The 14,983-nt window shown below is 62.1% G+C and carries 14 protein-coding genes and 1 pseudogene; 10 read left to right on the plus strand and 5 right to left on the minus strand.

The features are described from left to right. Positions 1-52 precede the first annotated feature (52 nt). From EHW12_RS00765 to EHW12_RS00775, 3 genes are read left to right on the plus strand one after another with little or no spacing between them, the layout of a single operon-like run. Positions 53-625: an HdeD family acid-resistance protein gene (locus EHW12_RS00765; RefSeq protein WP_003944155.1), complete on the plus strand. Its 573-nt coding sequence runs from the start codon at positions 53-55 to the stop codon at positions 623-625. Beyond that, positions 615-1,763 carry an AI-2E family transporter gene (locus tag EHW12_RS00770; RefSeq protein WP_042920602.1) on the plus strand — a complete coding sequence of 383 codons (1,149 nt, stop codon included), beginning with the start codon at positions 615-617 and terminating at the stop codon, positions 1,761-1,763. The genes EHW12_RS00765 and EHW12_RS00770 overlap by 11 nt, the downstream gene beginning before the upstream one ends. Positions 1,764-1,806: 43 nt before the next feature. Then, complete coding sequence (locus tag EHW12_RS00775) at positions 1,807-3,156, plus strand: hypothetical protein (RefSeq protein WP_058038068.1); 1,350 nt, start codon at positions 1,807-1,809, stop codon at positions 3,154-3,156. Here EHW12_RS00775 and EHW12_RS00780 read toward each other — a convergent pair. Beyond that, positions 3,153-3,776, minus strand: a complete 624-nt coding sequence (locus EHW12_RS00780; protein ID WP_003944189.1) for a superoxide dismutase — start codon at positions 3,774-3,776, stop codon at positions 3,153-3,155. The genes EHW12_RS00775 and EHW12_RS00780 overlap by 4 nt on opposite strands. Before the next feature lie 260 nt (positions 3,777-4,036). Here EHW12_RS00780 and EHW12_RS00785 point away from each other — a divergent pair, with 260 nt between their 5' ends. The 3 genes from EHW12_RS00785 to EHW12_RS00795 all read left to right on the plus strand — a co-directional run bounded on the left by EHW12_RS00785 (position 4,037) and on the right by EHW12_RS00795 (position 6,575). After that, a complete protein-coding gene (locus EHW12_RS00785; RefSeq protein ID WP_047272742.1) occupies positions 4,037-5,215 on the plus strand; it encodes an acyltransferase in 1,179 nt (392 codons plus the stop codon). Then, entirely contained in the window at positions 5,154-5,867 is a 714-nt protein-coding gene (gene msrA / locus EHW12_RS00790; protein ID WP_020905733.1) for a peptide-methionine (S)-S-oxide reductase MsrA, read from the plus strand. Before EHW12_RS00785 ends, msrA begins: the two co-directional genes overlap by 62 nt. 177 nt (positions 5,868-6,044) lie before the next feature. Beyond that, positions 6,045-6,575 (plus strand): hypothetical protein, encoded by a 531-nt coding sequence (locus tag EHW12_RS00795; RefSeq protein ID WP_003944143.1) that lies wholly within the window; start codon positions 6,045-6,047, stop codon positions 6,573-6,575. Between the two features lie 15 nt (positions 6,576-6,590). On the opposite strand, the gene EHW12_RS00800 is transcribed toward EHW12_RS00795, so the two are convergent. Further along, positions 6,591-7,520 (minus strand): LLM class F420-dependent oxidoreductase, encoded by a 930-nt coding sequence (locus tag EHW12_RS00800; RefSeq protein ID WP_003944174.1) that lies wholly within the window; start codon positions 7,518-7,520, stop codon positions 6,591-6,593. A gap of 16 nt (positions 7,521-7,536) precedes the next feature. Further along, positions 7,537-9,317 (minus strand): annotated as a pseudogene (locus tag EHW12_RS00805) (hypothetical protein). Positions 9,318-9,732: 415 nt separating this feature from the next. Here EHW12_RS00805 and EHW12_RS00810 point away from each other — a divergent pair. The 4 genes from EHW12_RS00810 to EHW12_RS00825 are packed head-to-tail and all read left to right on the plus strand — an operon-like array spanning position 9,733 to position 13,269. Next, positions 9,733-10,710: a DUF4328 domain-containing protein gene (locus EHW12_RS00810; protein WP_125050173.1), complete on the plus strand. Its 978-nt coding sequence runs from the start codon at positions 9,733-9,735 to the stop codon at positions 10,708-10,710. Beyond that, positions 10,707-11,471: a glycerophosphodiester phosphodiesterase gene (locus EHW12_RS00815; RefSeq protein ID WP_042920594.1), complete on the plus strand. Its 765-nt coding sequence runs from the start codon at positions 10,707-10,709 to the stop codon at positions 11,469-11,471. The genes EHW12_RS00810 and EHW12_RS00815 overlap by 4 nt, the downstream gene beginning before the upstream one ends. An 11-nt stretch (positions 11,472-11,482) precedes the next feature. Next, positions 11,483-12,397 carry a DUF5926 family protein gene (locus tag EHW12_RS00820; RefSeq protein ID WP_125050174.1) on the plus strand — a complete coding sequence of 305 codons (915 nt, stop codon included), beginning with the start codon at positions 11,483-11,485 and terminating at the stop codon, positions 12,395-12,397. A gap of 53 nt (positions 12,398-12,450) precedes the next feature. Then, positions 12,451-13,269 (plus strand): alpha/beta fold hydrolase, encoded by an 819-nt coding sequence (locus EHW12_RS00825; protein ID WP_003944129.1) that lies wholly within the window; start codon positions 12,451-12,453, stop codon positions 13,267-13,269. On the opposite strand, the gene EHW12_RS00830 is transcribed toward EHW12_RS00825, so the two are convergent. Next, positions 13,266-13,811, minus strand: coding sequence for a ferritin (locus EHW12_RS00830; RefSeq protein ID WP_030535839.1), 546 nt, complete (start codon positions 13,809-13,811; stop codon positions 13,266-13,268). The two genes, EHW12_RS00825 and EHW12_RS00830, sit on opposite strands and share 4 nt — an antisense overlap. Positions 13,812-13,965: 154 nt before the next feature. After that, entirely contained in the window at positions 13,966-14,892 is a 927-nt protein-coding gene (locus tag EHW12_RS00835; RefSeq protein ID WP_003944149.1) for a cation diffusion facilitator family transporter, read from the minus strand. Positions 14,893-14,983: the final 91 nt, after the last annotated feature.

Consider the following 14,983-nt stretch of genomic DNA (forward strand, 5'->3'; position numbering starts at 1 on the left):
TTGAAGAGCTGTTGAATCGGTCAGAGACACCCGCTTGTTTCGGAGGCTACTGATGGTCACGCAGAATCCGTTCGTGCAGTACGGCAAAGAGATCTGGTGGATGATCCTGATCCGCGGAATCTTCGGCGTGATCTTCGGAATCATCGCGCTCGTGTGGCCGGGAATTACCGTGGTGGCCTTGGTTTTCCTGTTCGGTATCTACTCCATCGCCGACGGTTTGATCACGATAGTTCGCGCCATCCGGGACCGCGAGCATCTGAGCTCGTGGGGTTGGTGGGTGTTCACGGGCGTCGTCTCGGTCGGAGCCGGCATCGTCGCGCTGGTCTGGCCGGGCATCACTGCGCTGGTGCTGCTGTACATAATTGCCTTCTACGCCATCATGTTCGGAATCTTCGGAATTGTCGGCGCCTTCAAGATGAAGGCGCTGCCCGGATCCAGTTGGGGATGGTTGCTCGCCGCATCGGTGCTTGCTGTCATCTTCGGCATCATTCTTCTCATCGCGCCCGGCGAAGGCATCATCAGCCTCATCTGGTTGTTGGGTTGGTACGCAATCCTGTTCGGCCTCTTCATGATCGTGGGAGCATTCCAGATCAGGAGCCGGGCAAAGGAAGCCGGTGTTCTCTAAGAAGGGAAAGCCGGCCGTCGAGGCTCCCACTCCGATCCCCACGCTGTCCGGTAGCGAGAACTGGTCGATCCCGCGCGGTTTGATCGTCCTGCTCGGTATTGCCGCCACCGTGGTCGCCGTCGGCGGAATGAAGGTGTTCGGCGGCATCCTCGGACCGGTATTCCTGGCCCTGGTGCTGACGATTGCCGTTCAGCCCATTCAGGATTGGTCACAGCGCCGAGGGTGGCCCAAGTGGGTCGGGATGCTCGGCTCACTGGTCACCGTGTACTTGATCCTGCTCGGGTTGGCGGCGTCGTTGATCGTGTCGACGGCTCAGTTGGCGACGATCCTGCCGCAGTACTCCGAGGAGATGACCAACCTCCTCAACGAGGGCCGCGACAAGTTGGCCGACTTCGGAGTGAGTACCGAACAGATCCAAAGCACGCTCAGCAGTGTCGATCTCACGAAGGTTGTGGGCGTACTCGAAAGCGGGCTGGAGGGCCTGCTCGGCATCCTGTCGGATCTGGTGTTCATTCTCGCGTTGTTGCTGTTCATGGCCTTCGACGGCATGAGCATCCGCTCGCGGTTGCATGTGCTGTCCGAGCAACGTCCCGAAATCTCCTACGCGCTCTCCACCTTTGCCGCCGGAACTCGCAAATACCTGGTGGTCTCGACGGTCTTCGGCCTCATCGTGGCGGTACTCGACGGTGGCGCGCTGTGGCTCATGGGCATTCAGCTGCCCGTCCTGTGGGCGTTGCTGTCCTTCATCACCAACTACATCCCCAACATCGGGTTCGTCATCGGCGTGATTCCACCGGCGCTCCTGGGACTGTTGCAGGGCGGGCCGTGGCTGATGCTGTGGGTGATCGTCGTCTACTCCGTCATCAACTTCGTGATCCAGTCCATCATCCAACCCAAGTTCGTCGGCGACGCCGTCGGACTGTCGGTGACGATGACGTTCCTCTCACTTGTCTTCTGGTCGTGGGTTCTCGGGGCGCTCGGAGCGCTGCTGGCGATCCCGCTCTCGTTGTTGGTGAAGGCCGTCCTGCTCGACATCGACCCAGCCACGCGCTGGGCCGACATCCTGATCAGTGGGCCTCGGGACATGCCGAAGGAGGAACCCGAGGAGTCTGAGAAGCCGGCCACGCCCGCAGACTAGGGCTCTCAGTGTTTCTACAAGTTGTTGCTTTATCGTCTCGCCCATGAGCGCCGAGAACACCACAGAAAACTCCCATCGCCGGCCGTCACGACTCGGTCGACGGCTGGCAGTCGGTGGTGTGGCCGCGATCGTCGCGGCTGCGGTGGCGGGGATCGGGTTCGTGATCTTCGCGGGCGGTGCCGACACCTCGAACACCGTCGCGATCGTGAACGCCGACGCGGGAACCACGCTCGACGGCAAGGAACTTCGGGCCGGCGACACGCTGGTGGACACGTTGGGCAAGAACGAAGACTTCGACTTCCAGGTGGTCGACAACCCCGGCGGGAACTACTTCGCGACGTTGACCGTGCCGGAGGACTTCAGCGAAACCGTCGCGTCGATGTTCGGCATGGATCCACGGCAGGCGAGCGTCGACCTCGAGGTGAAGGGCTCGGATTCGGAGAAGGCGGCCGAGTTGACTCGGGCCGTGTCGGCGCAGGTCGGCGCGGACGGCATCAAGGGCCTGCTGGCTCAGACGTCGGCCGCCAGACGCTCGATCGATCAAAACCTCACCACCGCACAGATTCTGGTCGCCGGAACCAACGAGGCCGGAAAGTCCATCGATCAGGTGAAAGCAGGCGCAGGCACTCTGCTGCCGTACCTCGAGACCGCACGGTCCGGGGCGTTGGAGCTGATGAGCGTCGCGGATCAGGTGTCCGGTGTTGTCGATCAGGCGTCGGGGTCGGCGGAAGAGCTGGCCACGCGCGCGGACTCACTGGGCCTGACGCTGGGGGAGGCGTCTTCCTCGACCGCGGAACTGAAGACACGAATCGACACGCTGCAGACTGCGCTGAACGGCCTTCCGATCCCGCCTGACGTGACAGCGCAACTGGCCGGTGTGAGTTCGGATCTCGGTGCGCTGAATGCGCAATTGGGCACCGTCCCGGCGCTGTTGGGTGGCTCGGTCGGGCCCGATACGGAGCTCGGTGATCTAGTCCGCACCGCTGTCGGGCAGCTGCAAGGCGCGAGCGATCAACTGAGCAGTGCTGCCGGACAATTGAACGACGGCCTCATTCCCATCGCTGATCAGGCGCCGCAGATGCTCGGTGACGTGACCGATCAGATCACCCAGGGATTCACGACGCTGCAAGGAATCGCCAAGTCACTGGTCACGGGCCTCGACGGCGCAAAATCCGGTATTCCCGCGATGACCACCCCGCAGCAGGTTCAGCTGACCTCGGTGCTGTCGGATCCGGTGGCCGTGAATCAGACCACCGCGAGCAGCGGTGACTCCGGAACTCGCACACTGGCATTGGTCTTCGGAGCCACGACGGTCCTGCTCGGTGGTGCTCTGCTGACACGAACGGCGGCGCCCCTGGTGAGGCGCCGCCGTTCGCAAGAAGAGCGTGACTAGACGATCAGACCTGCGGTCTGGGTACGTGCACGGTCGAAGCGAGCCGAAACGTCGTTCCAGTTGACGATGTTCCAGAATGCCTTGACGTAGTCGCCCTTGACGTTCTGGTAGTCGAGGTAGAAAGCGTGCTCCCACATGTCGAGGAGCAGCAGCGGCGTGAGGCCGATGGAGATGTTGCCCTGCTGATCGTAGAGCTGGACGATGATCAGACGCTGTCCGATCGAGTCCCACGCGAGGATGGACCAGCCGGAGCCCTGGATGGCGTTGGCGTTCGCGGAGAAGTGAGCGCGGAAGAGATCGAACGAACCGAAGTTGTCGTCGATCGCTGCGGCGAGTTCACCTTCGGGCTTGTCGCCACCGTCAGCGCTGAGGTTGTTCCAGAAAACGGTGTGGTTGGTGTGGCCACCGAGGTGGAACGCCAGGTTCTTCTCGAGCAGGTTGGCCTGCGCTGCGATGGTGTCGTTCTCACGAGCCTCGGCCAGCTTCTCGAGTGCAGCGTTGGCACCGGCAACGTAAGCCGCGTGGTGCTTGTCGTGATGCAGCTCCATGATCTTGCCCGAGATGTGCGGCTCGAGGGCTGCGTAGTCGTAGGGGAGTTCCGGCAGCGTGTAAACAGACACGAGGGTCCCTTCTTTGCGGGCTGGTGAGCCCTGGTGCTTTAGAGTGCGTCGATCACCGGTCACGGCGTGACGTCACTCGCGTATGTGCAAATCATTCTTCGGGTTTCCACCCAATAACATTCGTACACCGTCCGCAACAGTCCGGCTCAGGTAGTAATCACCAAAGAATAAAGTTTGGGAAACCGAACTTGCCCCGATCTAAGGGTAAGCTAATATGCGCAAATTCGTCGTAAAGGTGAACGGAACCTTAAACTTGCGCGATGCCCGCACCAGTTTTCCTCCCGGAATCACCAGAGGCGGCCGCGCCTCGGGTGAATCTTCCGGGCGCTGACCTGCTGCGAGCCCTGGCGGTTGCCGCCGTGATCTACTCCCACATCTCTTTCTACGTCATCGACGATCTCGGCTCGGGTTGGTGGGTGATCGACGTCGTCTACGGCGTTTTGATCGAGCCTGCCGAACTCAACCAGCACCTCTCTTTTGTCGGCGTCGCAGTATTCATGATGCTTACCGGCGCTCTGGTGACGCGATCCGCGATTCGCGACGGCCCCGGAAAGTTCTTGACCAACCGATTCAGTCGACTGCTGCCCGCATTCTGGGTGGCGACCGCGATTGCCATTCTTCTGGTCCGCCTCGGAATCAACGGAATGTTCAGCGGTCAGGAAGGTATTTCCGATACCGAAGCGTTGATGAGCTTTTTTCTCGGCGGATTCTTTCTCAAGCCCGAGGTGGCAGTTCTGGGAGTGACCTGGACACTCACCGTCCAATTCCTCTTTTATCTCGCATGCGTAGCGGCTCGCCCGATACTGCGGCTGCGACCGATCGTCATGCCGCTCGCCGGTGGTGCGCTGTGCTCGCTGGTGCTGCTCTACAACGTCTACGCGCCGCTGCCGTACACCGTGCCGATGCTGTCCAAGATCGCCGCGACGCTGCCGGCCGTCTTCCTCGGCCAGATCATGTACCTCGCGTGGGCGAAGCTCGCTCCCGGCCGCTGGCTGATCGCGGCCGTCCTCGTCCAGATGCACGTCATCATCGTGGCGACCCAGTTCCGCGTCTACTGGGCCGGTGAGCACTATCTGTGGACCATTTCGGTAGTCGCCGCAGCGGTAGTTCTCATCGGCCGCTACGACGGCGTCCCGACGCGCTGGCCGGTCGTGAAGTGGCTCTCGACGCGTAGTTACGTCATCTATCTCGTGCACACCCTGATCCTGTACCGCGTCGTCGAGAACACTGTTTTGTACGTCGGACCGACGCTGGCGTTTGCGCTCTTCCTTCTGGCCACGGCCGCGGTAGCAGAAATCGGCTACCGGTGGGTGGAGCTGCCCGGCGCCCGCGCGATCACGGCGTGGCGAAACAGTCGCTCGCGCGTAGCATCGAAGCATGAGCTGGTACGACGACATTCTGGGACGAGCGTCCGCAAAATCCACGCTGATCGCGCCTGAGGACGCACTCCCGGGCCGAGAGCAGAAAATGCCGGTTCCGACCGCGCACTACGTCAACGGGCATCCGTTGACGCCGCCGTTTCCGGCCGAACTGCAGACCGTCGTCGTAGGGATGGGTTGTTTCTGGGGCGCCGAGAAGGAGTTCTGGCAGCTTCCCGGCGTGTACACGACCGCTGCGGGTTATGCGGGCGGCTTCACGCCCAACCCGACGTACGAAGAGACGTGCTCCGGACGTACGGGTCACACCGAAGTCGTGCTGGTGGTCTTCGATCCCGCAGTGATCTCCTACGAGCAGATCCTGGCGCACTTCTGGGAGAACCACGATCCGACGCAGGGGATGCGTCAGGGTAACGACCAGGGCTCGCAGTACCGTTCGGCGATCTTCACGACGTCCGCGGAGCAGGAAGAAATCGCTCATGCGTCGGCCGTCGCTTTCGGTGAACGGCTTGCCGAAGCCGGATATGGAGCGATCACCACCGAAATCGGTCCGCTGCGCGACTTCTTCTACGCGGAGGATTACCACCAGCAGTATCTGGCGAAGAATCCCGGCGGTTACTGCCCGGTGCATGCCACGGGCGTCAGTTGCCCGGTCGGATTGCTCCGTCAGGATCAGGTTCCGGCGCAGACGGACATCCTTCCGCCGAGCGAATAACTGGACAGGTGTTGGAGGACACATGTGATTCAGCTCGTTAACACTTGCAACTAGATCGAAACAAAGGGAATCTCGATGTAAGAGTGTGTCGTCGAGAGAACTGAGCTCACAATGTCAGGTAGTACGCGAGGAACTGCGTCGCTGCTCCGACGCACAATTCATGTAGGCCACGATCCGATGGTTCGCCGCAGTGATCGGATCGAAGGGTTCATGTCCTTCGGTCTGATCATTTTCGCGATTCTTCTGCTGCCTCTCGCGGTATGGGCAGGGGCTGCGACTGCTTCGAGCCAGAACGCACTGATCGCCAAACAATCCGCCGAATTACACAGTATTTCGGCGACGACGACAGCAGATTCGACGCAGACCACCGCCTCGACAGCCGATTACATTGCGCCGACCACCGAAATGGCCAGCGCGCAGTGGAACTGGAACGGCCAGGTTCATACGGGTGATGTCACTGTCGACTCGGCGACGCCCGCGGGCACCGAGGTCCCCATCTACGTCAATGATCAGGGCGACAAGACCGTAGCTCCGATCACTCAGAGCGCTGCCGACGTCGCAGCCGTGGTGACCGGGGTTTTCACCTGGTTCAGCGTGATGTCGTTGCTGGTCATCGCTTTCATGCTGGTGCGCGTCTTTCTCGACCGTTCCCGCTCGGCCCAGTGGGACCGAGACCTACGCGCGTTCCTCGACGCGAACGCGCTGTAGATCCCGGCCCATTCTTTACTGCAGTTGGGGCATGACCTCGCTTGCGACGAGTTCGAGATGATCCAGATCGGCGAGATCGAGAGTCTGCAGATACACGCGCTGTGAACCGGCGTCGGCGAAAGTGCCGATCTTGTCGACCAGCTCCGAAGGTGTTCCGGCCAGACCGTTCTCACGTAGCTCGTCGACGTCGCGTCCGATAGCCTCGGCGCGCTTCTTGATCTCCGCCTCGTCGCGGCCGCAGCACAGGACGAGAGCGTTGGAGTACACCAATTCGTTCGGATCGCGCTCGTGCTCGACGCAAGCCTGACGAACCCGCGCAAAGATGTCCTTCGTTTCCTCGAGGGACTTGAACGGGATGTTGAACTCGTTTGCGAACCGAGCGGCGAGCGCTGGAGTCTTCTTCTTGCCCGTGCCACCGATCAGGATCGGCGGACCGTCGACCTGGTGCGGTTTGGGAAGCGCGGGAGAGTTCTTGATCTGCACGTGCTTACCGTCGTAGTCGAACGTGTCGCCGACCGTCGTACGCCACAGACCGGTCACGACGTCGAGAGTTTCCTCGAGCAATTCGAAGCGATCCTTGAGCGCCGGAAACGGGATGCCGTACGCCTGGTGCTCTTCCTCGTACCAGCCGGCACCGATGCCGAGGTCTACGCGGCCACCACTCATCTGATCGACCTGTGCGACCGAGATGGCCAGCGGTCCGGCGTGACGGAACGTAGCCGACGTCACCAGAGTGCCGAGGCGGATGGTGGATGTTTCGCGGGCGATTCCGGCGAGCGTGATCCATGCGTCGGTGGGTCCGGGAAGGCCGTCGGAATTCATGGCGAGATAGTGGTCCGAGCGGAAAAATGCGCCGTAGCCAAGTTTTTCGGCGGTCTGGGCAACAGTCAGTAGTTGTTCGTAGGTAGCGCCCTGCTGGGGTTCGGTGAATATACGCAGCTCCATGACTTCCACTCTGCCACTATTTTGCGGAGGTCGGGACGACGGCACCGACTTGTCCGGCGCCGAAACACAGGGTCGGTCCCGGTGTTGTCGGCGTGATCTTCACACTGTTTCCGTGGCCGACCAGGCGCACGAACACCGAGTGCAAACCTTGGGTGACGGGTACGGATACTGCGTCGCCGGACTCCAACGCAACATCGATCGTTCCGTCGGCGCTGGCGAGGTAATTGAGCTGAACCGTCCATTCCCAGCCGGCCAGGGGCCGTCGAGGGGGAGCTCGGTCGGGCCTTCGGCACGGGTGCCGCAGTTCGGCGCCGTTCCTTCGGGAATCCTTCTCGTCCAGGTCACTTCGGCATCGACGATCTGACCGCTGTCGTCGATGGTGCGCACAATCGGAGTGCTGGAAGAGAATTCGGGGCGATCAGGCAGCGGCGCGAGAACGTTGCTTGCCAAATTGTTCGGAAAGGCGACGGGAAGGAGCACTTCGATCGCGACGGGTTGCTCGAGCAGTGGAGCATCCTGATTCTGTGACAACGACATTCGCGCGTTCGCGAGGTAGTCGCGGGTCGGGTTCTCGCGCCAGATGTCGACGAACGTGACGGTCGAGACGAGCGAACTGATCACGAAGAGCACTGACAGGCCGGCGGCGACTGCGATGGGCAAACGGGCCGGACGTCGCCGAGGCGCAGCGAGAATAAGAGCGGCGGCGAGGGCGAACACCGTCGCCGAATCCGTGAAGTAACGCAAGGTCTGCGCCAACTCGTAAGTGGTGTCGGCGTCGGATCGGGTAGCGGTCATCGCCACCACGGAGGCCAGGAAGTACAGCGCCGCGGCAGCCCAGATCCAGGCAGCGCCGCGTCGGGCACGCACTGTCATCACGGCCGTCGTCAGCAGCGCGACCCAGGCTGCGACCACCAAAAGCGTCGGCGGATCGGCCCAGGCGGGGCTGGGGATCCACCGCTCCCAGCGCCAGGGGCCGCCGAGAAGAGTGGGAAGCATCCCCAAAGACGTTCCGTGATGCAGCAGTTCGGTGGACATCGAACGGCCGTATCCGGTGATCGGAGATTCGACAGTTGTCAGATACACCGGAATCCAGATCGCGAGCACGGCGGCGCAGGCCGTCCACAGGAGTCGGCACTTCGTGATCGCACTTCGTATCGGCGTTCCTTCACCTTGTGTGCGCAAGTACAGCACCAGAAAAGCGAGTGCCACGAACGGAACGAGCACTGCTTTCTCGAAGAACAGCAAGGAGACGACAAAAACCGCGGTGCCCGAGAACACGTAGCGCACCTGCCCGGTGCGGTACAGCTTGATCGCGTCGCCGCATGCCCAGGCCAGCGCGATCTGGAGCGGCAATGCATTGAGCGCGGCTGCCCACCACGAGAACGCCGGAAGTGTCAGCGGGACGAACAGATACAGGATCAACGGAATCAACAGTGCCGGTCGCCGGCCGAGGACCAACCGAAGAGTGCGCAGAAGCGCCAACGACGCGGCGGCCTGACCGATGACGAGCAGCGTTGCCGACAGCGCCCAGTTGTACGGCGCGATACGGGCGATCAACCCGGTGAAGAAGAAGGCCGCGGGCATGAAGTGACCGTCGTGGTCGTAGAGCAGGAGTTCGCTCGAGAAGAGTGGGAAGCGTCCTCCACGGCCCATCAGGATGAGGTCGTCCCAGTAGAAGTAATTGCTCGCGGCAACCCAGACGCGAATGACGAGCTGACATCCGATCAACACGAACGCGAGCTGCGTGACCCGTCTCGGGGTGAACGTCAGAGTTGGCTCGGGCTGTGGAGAAGTCATCGACGGTCATGCTTCCAGGTGTGTCAAAAACCGACTTCTCATAAAAAGGGGATACCGGTCTTTTCTGTCTTTTCGGGAGCATTTTCTGAATGGATTGTGAACTTTGCCGGGATAAATGACGTCGACGCCCGAAAGTTCACTGACCTGCGGTGTCAAATTCATCCTCGAGCCTGTGCATCGTTCGCTAACACCTGTCAGCAAATTCTCAGGGTCTTGCCCGTGACCTGTGGATAAAGCCCGATTCATTCATCCAGAACTGTGGATGAACCTGTGGAAACTGTGGATAACTCGAGTTTTTAAGTGGCGGAGGTCACATTATTCGAACAATGCAGGTGAACGCGGTGGAGGTTCGATCACAAATCGGGAGTGAATCCATTTGCTGCCGTTACCGATACGGCGTGACAGAATCGAAGTTGTGAGTGTCGTTCAGGTCTGCGCCCGGTGCGCCGCACGCTGGCCTGTCGTCGGCGGCCCGACGCAGTGGTGCCCGCGCTGCAGCGGCGTCCTGCTGATCCCCACCCGCACCGAGATCTACCAACCGCCCAACCGCCGTGGCTTCCGCTGGATCGCGCGCTCCCCGTCCGACCCCCGCGGCGTGGGGGACGCACCAGTGCGTCGTAGCTTCTCCACTCCGCGCTACGACGCTGTCCCGCAGTGGGGACTCCAGGACGTCGTCGACACCTCACCGGTGCCGCCCTCGCGAGCGGACCGGATGGCCGACCGAGTCGGGCCGTTGCTGACGCTCGCAACGATCCTCTACGGACTGGCGGTGTTCGCCGAACTGGGCAGATACGCGATCCTGGTCCGCAACCGCACCAGGCTGATCCCGCAGCCGCTGCTCACGGTCTCCGACGCCGCCGTGTACTTCACTCAGTTGGGTGGACTGCTGATCTCGGTCTTCGCGGCAATCGCCGCTGTGTGCTGGCTGCTTCGTCGGCGTCGTGAACACTTCGCAGGTGTCCGGGAATCCGATCCACGCACAGCGTCGGAAGTTGTCGTCGGCTGCGCTGTGCCGATCCTCAACCTGGTGATGCCGGCCGTTTATCTCTTCGAGTTGGTCCGCCGCGATCCGCGCGGAACCCTGTTGGTCAAGATCTGGTGGGGCTTCTGGGCATTCAGCGCTCTGCTGCTGGTGGTCAACGCGTACTGGCGATCACGCCCGGGGATTCAGGCAATGGCCGACGGGGTTCTGCTGAACGCTTTCATCGCACTGATCGCTGCCGTCACCGCGGCGTTGACACTCGTCGTGATCCGCCGGATCGAGCGCAAGAGCTGGCGCGGTGAACCGGAATCGGAAACCCGGTGGGTGCCAGTGCCGCGCTCGGTGCTGGAAGAGAAGACGGTGCTGGAAGAGAAGACGGTGCTGGACGAGAAGGAGACCGCTGCCCTGTGAGCCCAGATCGTCGAGGTCCACTCGTCGTTGCGCACCGAGGTGCGTCGGCTGCGCGGCCGGAGCACACCCTCGCTGCCTACGAACTGGCCCTCGAGGAGGGTGCGGACGGGCTCGAATGCGACGTCCGGCTTACCCGCGACGGACACCTGGTCTGCGTTCACGACCGCAAGGTCGACCGCACCTCCAGCGGGACGGGGATCGTCAGCGAGATGACGCTCGATTCGCTGACCGCTCTGGACTACGGGTCGACGAGCGAACCGGCCGAACTGCTGACTCTCTCCGATCTCATCACCCTCGCTCTGGATTTTGCGCGCCCGGTGAAGCTGTTCATCGAGACCAAGCACCCCGTGAGGTTCGGCGGATTGGTCGAAGCCAAACTCCTGGCGGAACTGCACCGCTTCGGGATCGCGTCGCCGCCGTCGGCCGATCACTCGCGGGCAGTGGTCATGTCTTTCTCGGCGAGTGCGGTCTGGCGAGTGCGTCGTTCGGCACCGCTGCTGCCGACGGTCCTGCTCGGTGACGCGTCGCGGTACCTCGGCGGCGGTGCGTCGACGGCTGTGGGCGCTACGGCGATCGGGCCGTCGATCAAGGCTCTGCGCGAACATCCCGATCTGGTCGATCGGGCCGCTGCTGCGGGTCGCGCGACGTACTGCTGGACCGTCGACGACAAGGCGGATGTGGACCTGTGTCGTGAGCTCGGGGTCAGTTGGGTTGCCACCAACCATCCCGGGCGCACGAAGCAATGGCTGGGCAGCGTGTAGATTTTGCCCTCGTGGCCAAGAAGAGCAAAAGAAACAGTGGACCGAAGCAGGGCAGCGCACGCGCAGAGAAGCTGGCGGCACGCCAAGCAGAGCGTGAAGCCGCTGCCGGCGTAGTCAGCCGCCCGTTCGAGGGCCTTGCCGCCGAGTGCGATCTGGTTGCGCTGCGCGAATTCGTTCCGTCCGCCACGGCTCCGTTGCCGGTCATCGGCTCCGACCGTCCCGTCACGTTGGCAACGGTCCTCCCCGGCGCTGTTGCCGCACTCGTCCGCGACGAGGGCGAGACGGCCACAGGATTTGTCGGTGTCCAGGTTCAGGCGCACTCGGCCGACCTCGGCGCAGACCTCGCCGCTTCGGTGAACTGGATCAAGGACGCGGCCCCCGGCGACGCGCTTTCTGCCGCGAACCCCGATTCCGAGACCCCCGCAGTCACCGCTGTCGTCGATCCCTCGGCACTGCTCGACATCACCGTGCACCAGAACTTCAACTGGTGGATCCCCGAGGGCGTCGAAACCGATCCCGAGGTTGCCGCCACCGTGCAGCACGCCAACTCGGCGATCATGCCCTCTGCACGCCTCGATGGCGACGGCCTCGTTGCCGCGTGGTGGGTCGACGCCGGCGAGAAGGCGCACCTGCGTTGGGTTCGTCCCGAGACCGAAGACGACCTGATGCTCGCGCTGGCGCGCGTGCACGCGACCGGTGGACTGCATCTGGGTGAGGGCTCGCGCTACGCAGGCTCGTTCCGCACCCACGGCCTGTTGGTTCCCGTCTTCGACCTCGACCGCGAAAAGCATGCAAACGAGTGGGTAGCGGCAACCGTCGAGCTCGGTGAGCGTCTTGCCGAGGCTCTGGCCGTCGATGCTCCGCTGACCTCGGCCGAGCTTCGCTCGCGCGACGGACTTCGTGGTCGTCAGGTCACGCTGCGCTGATTTTTTCGCCCGAACTATAGGCGTTACGCGAAGTTACGGTTAATGTTGGTGACATGACCTTGTCGCATGACATCTCCGGTAGTGGTCCCACGCTTGTGCTCGTCCATGGCATCGTCCATCGACGGCAGGCGTGGGATTCGCTTTTGGACCAGCTGACGCCGTACCGCCGCGTCGTCACCGTCGACCTGCCGGGTCACGGAGAGTCGCTGCTGCCCGAACTCGGTCCGGACGTCATGGGACAGCTGATCGACGATGTCAGTGAGTTCGTCAAGGAAGTGACGCCGGCGGGGGAGCGTGCCCACGTCGCGGGAAACTCCCTCGGCGGCTGGATTGCCCTCTCGCTGGCAGCGCGCGGAGATGTCGCGTCGGCGACAGCTCTTTCGCCGGCCGGGTTCTTTGTCAATCACCTCGATCAGGTGCGAGCGATCAACACGTTCCGTGCACTGCGCGGCACGGCCAAGCTCATGGGTGACGGATTGCCACGCGCATTGCGGTACAAGCTGATTCGCTATCCGGCGCTCGCCGCGTTCTTCGCTCATCCGAGTCATGTCGGTTATGCAGCGGCGTTGGCCGACTGCCGTTCGCTCGTGTCGAACGAACTCGTCGATCTCGGTCTCGAGATGGACTTCGTGCTGCCGCCCATCGTGGATCCCACTGTGCCGGTGACGGTTGCGTGGGGTCGACGCGATCTCATCCTGCCCGTGTATCAGGCGCAGCGCGTGAAAAAGCCGTTCCCGCAGGCAAAGTTGATGGTTCTGCCCGGCCTGGGGCACGTACCGATGACAGATGCCCCCGAGCTGATCAGTTCGATCCTGCTGGCAGGAAGCGAACCGTTCGGCTCGAGGGCAAAATCCGTGAGTGCTGCAGGCTAGATGGTTCCGCCGGCTGCGCTCGGTGCACCGGTGGTGTCACCGACGGTGCTCATCTCGCGGGACACGAAGTCTTCGAGGTCGAACAGGTTGGCGCCTGCGCGGTCCGCGATGGTGAGAAGTGTTGTCATGCTTGCAACTTCCTCGACCTGCTCCTTGAGGAACCACTGCATGAACTGCTCGCCGAGGTAGTCGCCTTCTTCGCGGGCAGTGCTCGCGAGCTGGACGATTTGCTCGGTGACCGTCTTCTCCTGCGTCAGCGCGAGAGCGATGGGCTCGCGGGCATCCTTGAAGTCGGCCTTCGCGGCGTCGACGCCGGTGAGTTCGACATTGATGTCGCGATCGAGGAAATACTGAACGATCATCATGGCGTGGTTACGCTCTTCCACAGCCTGCTTGTAGAAGTGCTTTGCCAGCTGTGGCAGATCCGCATTGTCGAAGTAAACCGCTGTCGCGATGTACTGATGCGAAGCGTTGAACTCGTTGCGAATCTGGTCTCGGAGTAGTGCGTGGAATTTGGTCATGTGAGTCTCCCCAGAAGTCATGAATTCCAAGATAGTGCAGGTCAGAGGCCCTGTCATCCCAGTATGACCTTATTGTGGTAAGCGTTCCCAAACTAAAGAAGACCTAATTTTTCTTCGAATTCGGTGAGGTTATCGAGCCCGGTGAATTCGAATGTTTCATTTAGGAATGTCCATTTCACCAGGCGAGTTCCGCGCATTTACCGTCGCTTCCCTGTAGTTCCACCTGTACGGTGGCGTGCCCCAGTTCGAATACCTCGGCAAGCAAGGTTCGGGTTGCTGCGAGCACCGTTGTGGGATCGGCGTCACTGACCGCGGTGACGTGAACGGAAGCAACTTCCATCCCCGAGGTGAGTGTCCAGACGTGCAGATCGTGCGCGTCGACGACGCCCGGGAGTGCGTTGATCTTCTCGATGATCGAGGTGATGTCGATGCGATCGGGAGCCTGCTGGAGCAAGATGCGGACGGCGTGGCGGCCCAGGTTGAAGGCACGTGGCAAGACGAAGAGGCCGATCGCGACGCCGATGACGGGGTCGGCGTAGCGCCAACCGAACGCAAGCGTGACCAAGCCGCTGACAAGGACGCCGATGGACCCGACCATGTCTGCCATGACTTCGAGGTAGGCGCCGCGGATGTTGATGCTTTCCTTCGCGCCGCTGCGCAGCATGAGGAAGGCGATGACGTTCATCGCCAGACCGACGACGGCGACTGTCGCGACGGGAAGGCCGGGAACCTCGGGCGGATCCGTGAAGCGGCTGGCGGCCTCGTAGAGCACCCACCCGGCGACTGCGAAGAGCAGGATCGCATTGGCCAGTGCCGCAAACACTTCCGTGCGGTACATGCCGAAAGTACGGTCGGGGCGCCGGGCGGCACGCTGTGCGACGAGGATCGCGGCGAGCGCCATGAAGATGCCGAAGATGTCTGTGAACACGTGCGCCGAGTCCGAGAGCAGGGCCAGTGACGAGGTGAAGAGGCCGACCGTCACCTGCAGCACGAAGGTCACCAACCCGAGGCCGGCGGCGATCCACAGTTTGTTGACATGCTTGCCGCTGTTGCTGGTCGCAGCCTCGGCGGGGGAGATTCCGTGCCCGTGTCCGTGTGACATCGAAGGTCCTTTCGTCGACGCCAGCCTAGACACATATGCATATATGCGCAATAGTGCATGTCTTAAAAACTATGCAACATAGTTGTAAGGT

Origin of the sequence: Rhodococcus sp. NJ-530 (assembly GCF_003860625.1) — a bacterium.
GTDB classification, from domain to species: Bacteria; Actinomycetota; Actinomycetes; order Mycobacteriales; family Mycobacteriaceae; genus Rhodococcus_F; species Rhodococcus_F qingshengii.

What these genes read in the sequence shown, in the direction of transcription:
- EHW12_RS00765 (WP_003944155.1), top strand. Translation starts at nt 53, where the DNA reads ATGGTCACGCAGAATCCGTTCGTGCAGTACGGCAAAGAGATCTGGTGG.
- EHW12_RS00775 (WP_058038068.1), top strand. Translation starts at nt 1,807, where the DNA reads ATGAGCGCCGAGAACACCACAGAAAACTCCCATCGCCGGCCGTCACGA.
- EHW12_RS00785 (WP_047272742.1), top strand. Translation starts at nt 4,037, where the DNA reads ATGCCCGCACCAGTTTTCCTCCCGGAATCACCAGAGGCGGCCGCGCCT.
- msrA (WP_020905733.1), top strand. Translation starts at nt 5,154, where the DNA reads ATGAGCTGGTACGACGACATTCTGGGACGAGCGTCCGCAAAATCCACG.
- EHW12_RS00795 (WP_003944143.1), top strand. Translation starts at nt 6,045, where the DNA reads ATGGTTCGCCGCAGTGATCGGATCGAAGGGTTCATGTCCTTCGGTCTG.
- EHW12_RS00800 (WP_003944174.1), bottom strand. Translation starts at nt 7,520, where the DNA reads ATGGAGCTGCGTATATTCACCGAACCCCAGCAGGGCGCTACCTACGAA.
- EHW12_RS00825 (WP_003944129.1), top strand. Translation starts at nt 12,451, where the DNA reads ATGACCTTGTCGCATGACATCTCCGGTAGTGGTCCCACGCTTGTGCTC.
- EHW12_RS00830 (WP_030535839.1), bottom strand. Translation starts at nt 13,811, where the DNA reads ATGACTTCTGGGGAGACTCACATGACCAAATTCCACGCACTACTCCGA.
- EHW12_RS00835 (WP_003944149.1), bottom strand. Translation starts at nt 14,892, where the DNA reads ATGTCACACGGACACGGGCACGGAATCTCCCCCGCCGAGGCTGCGACC.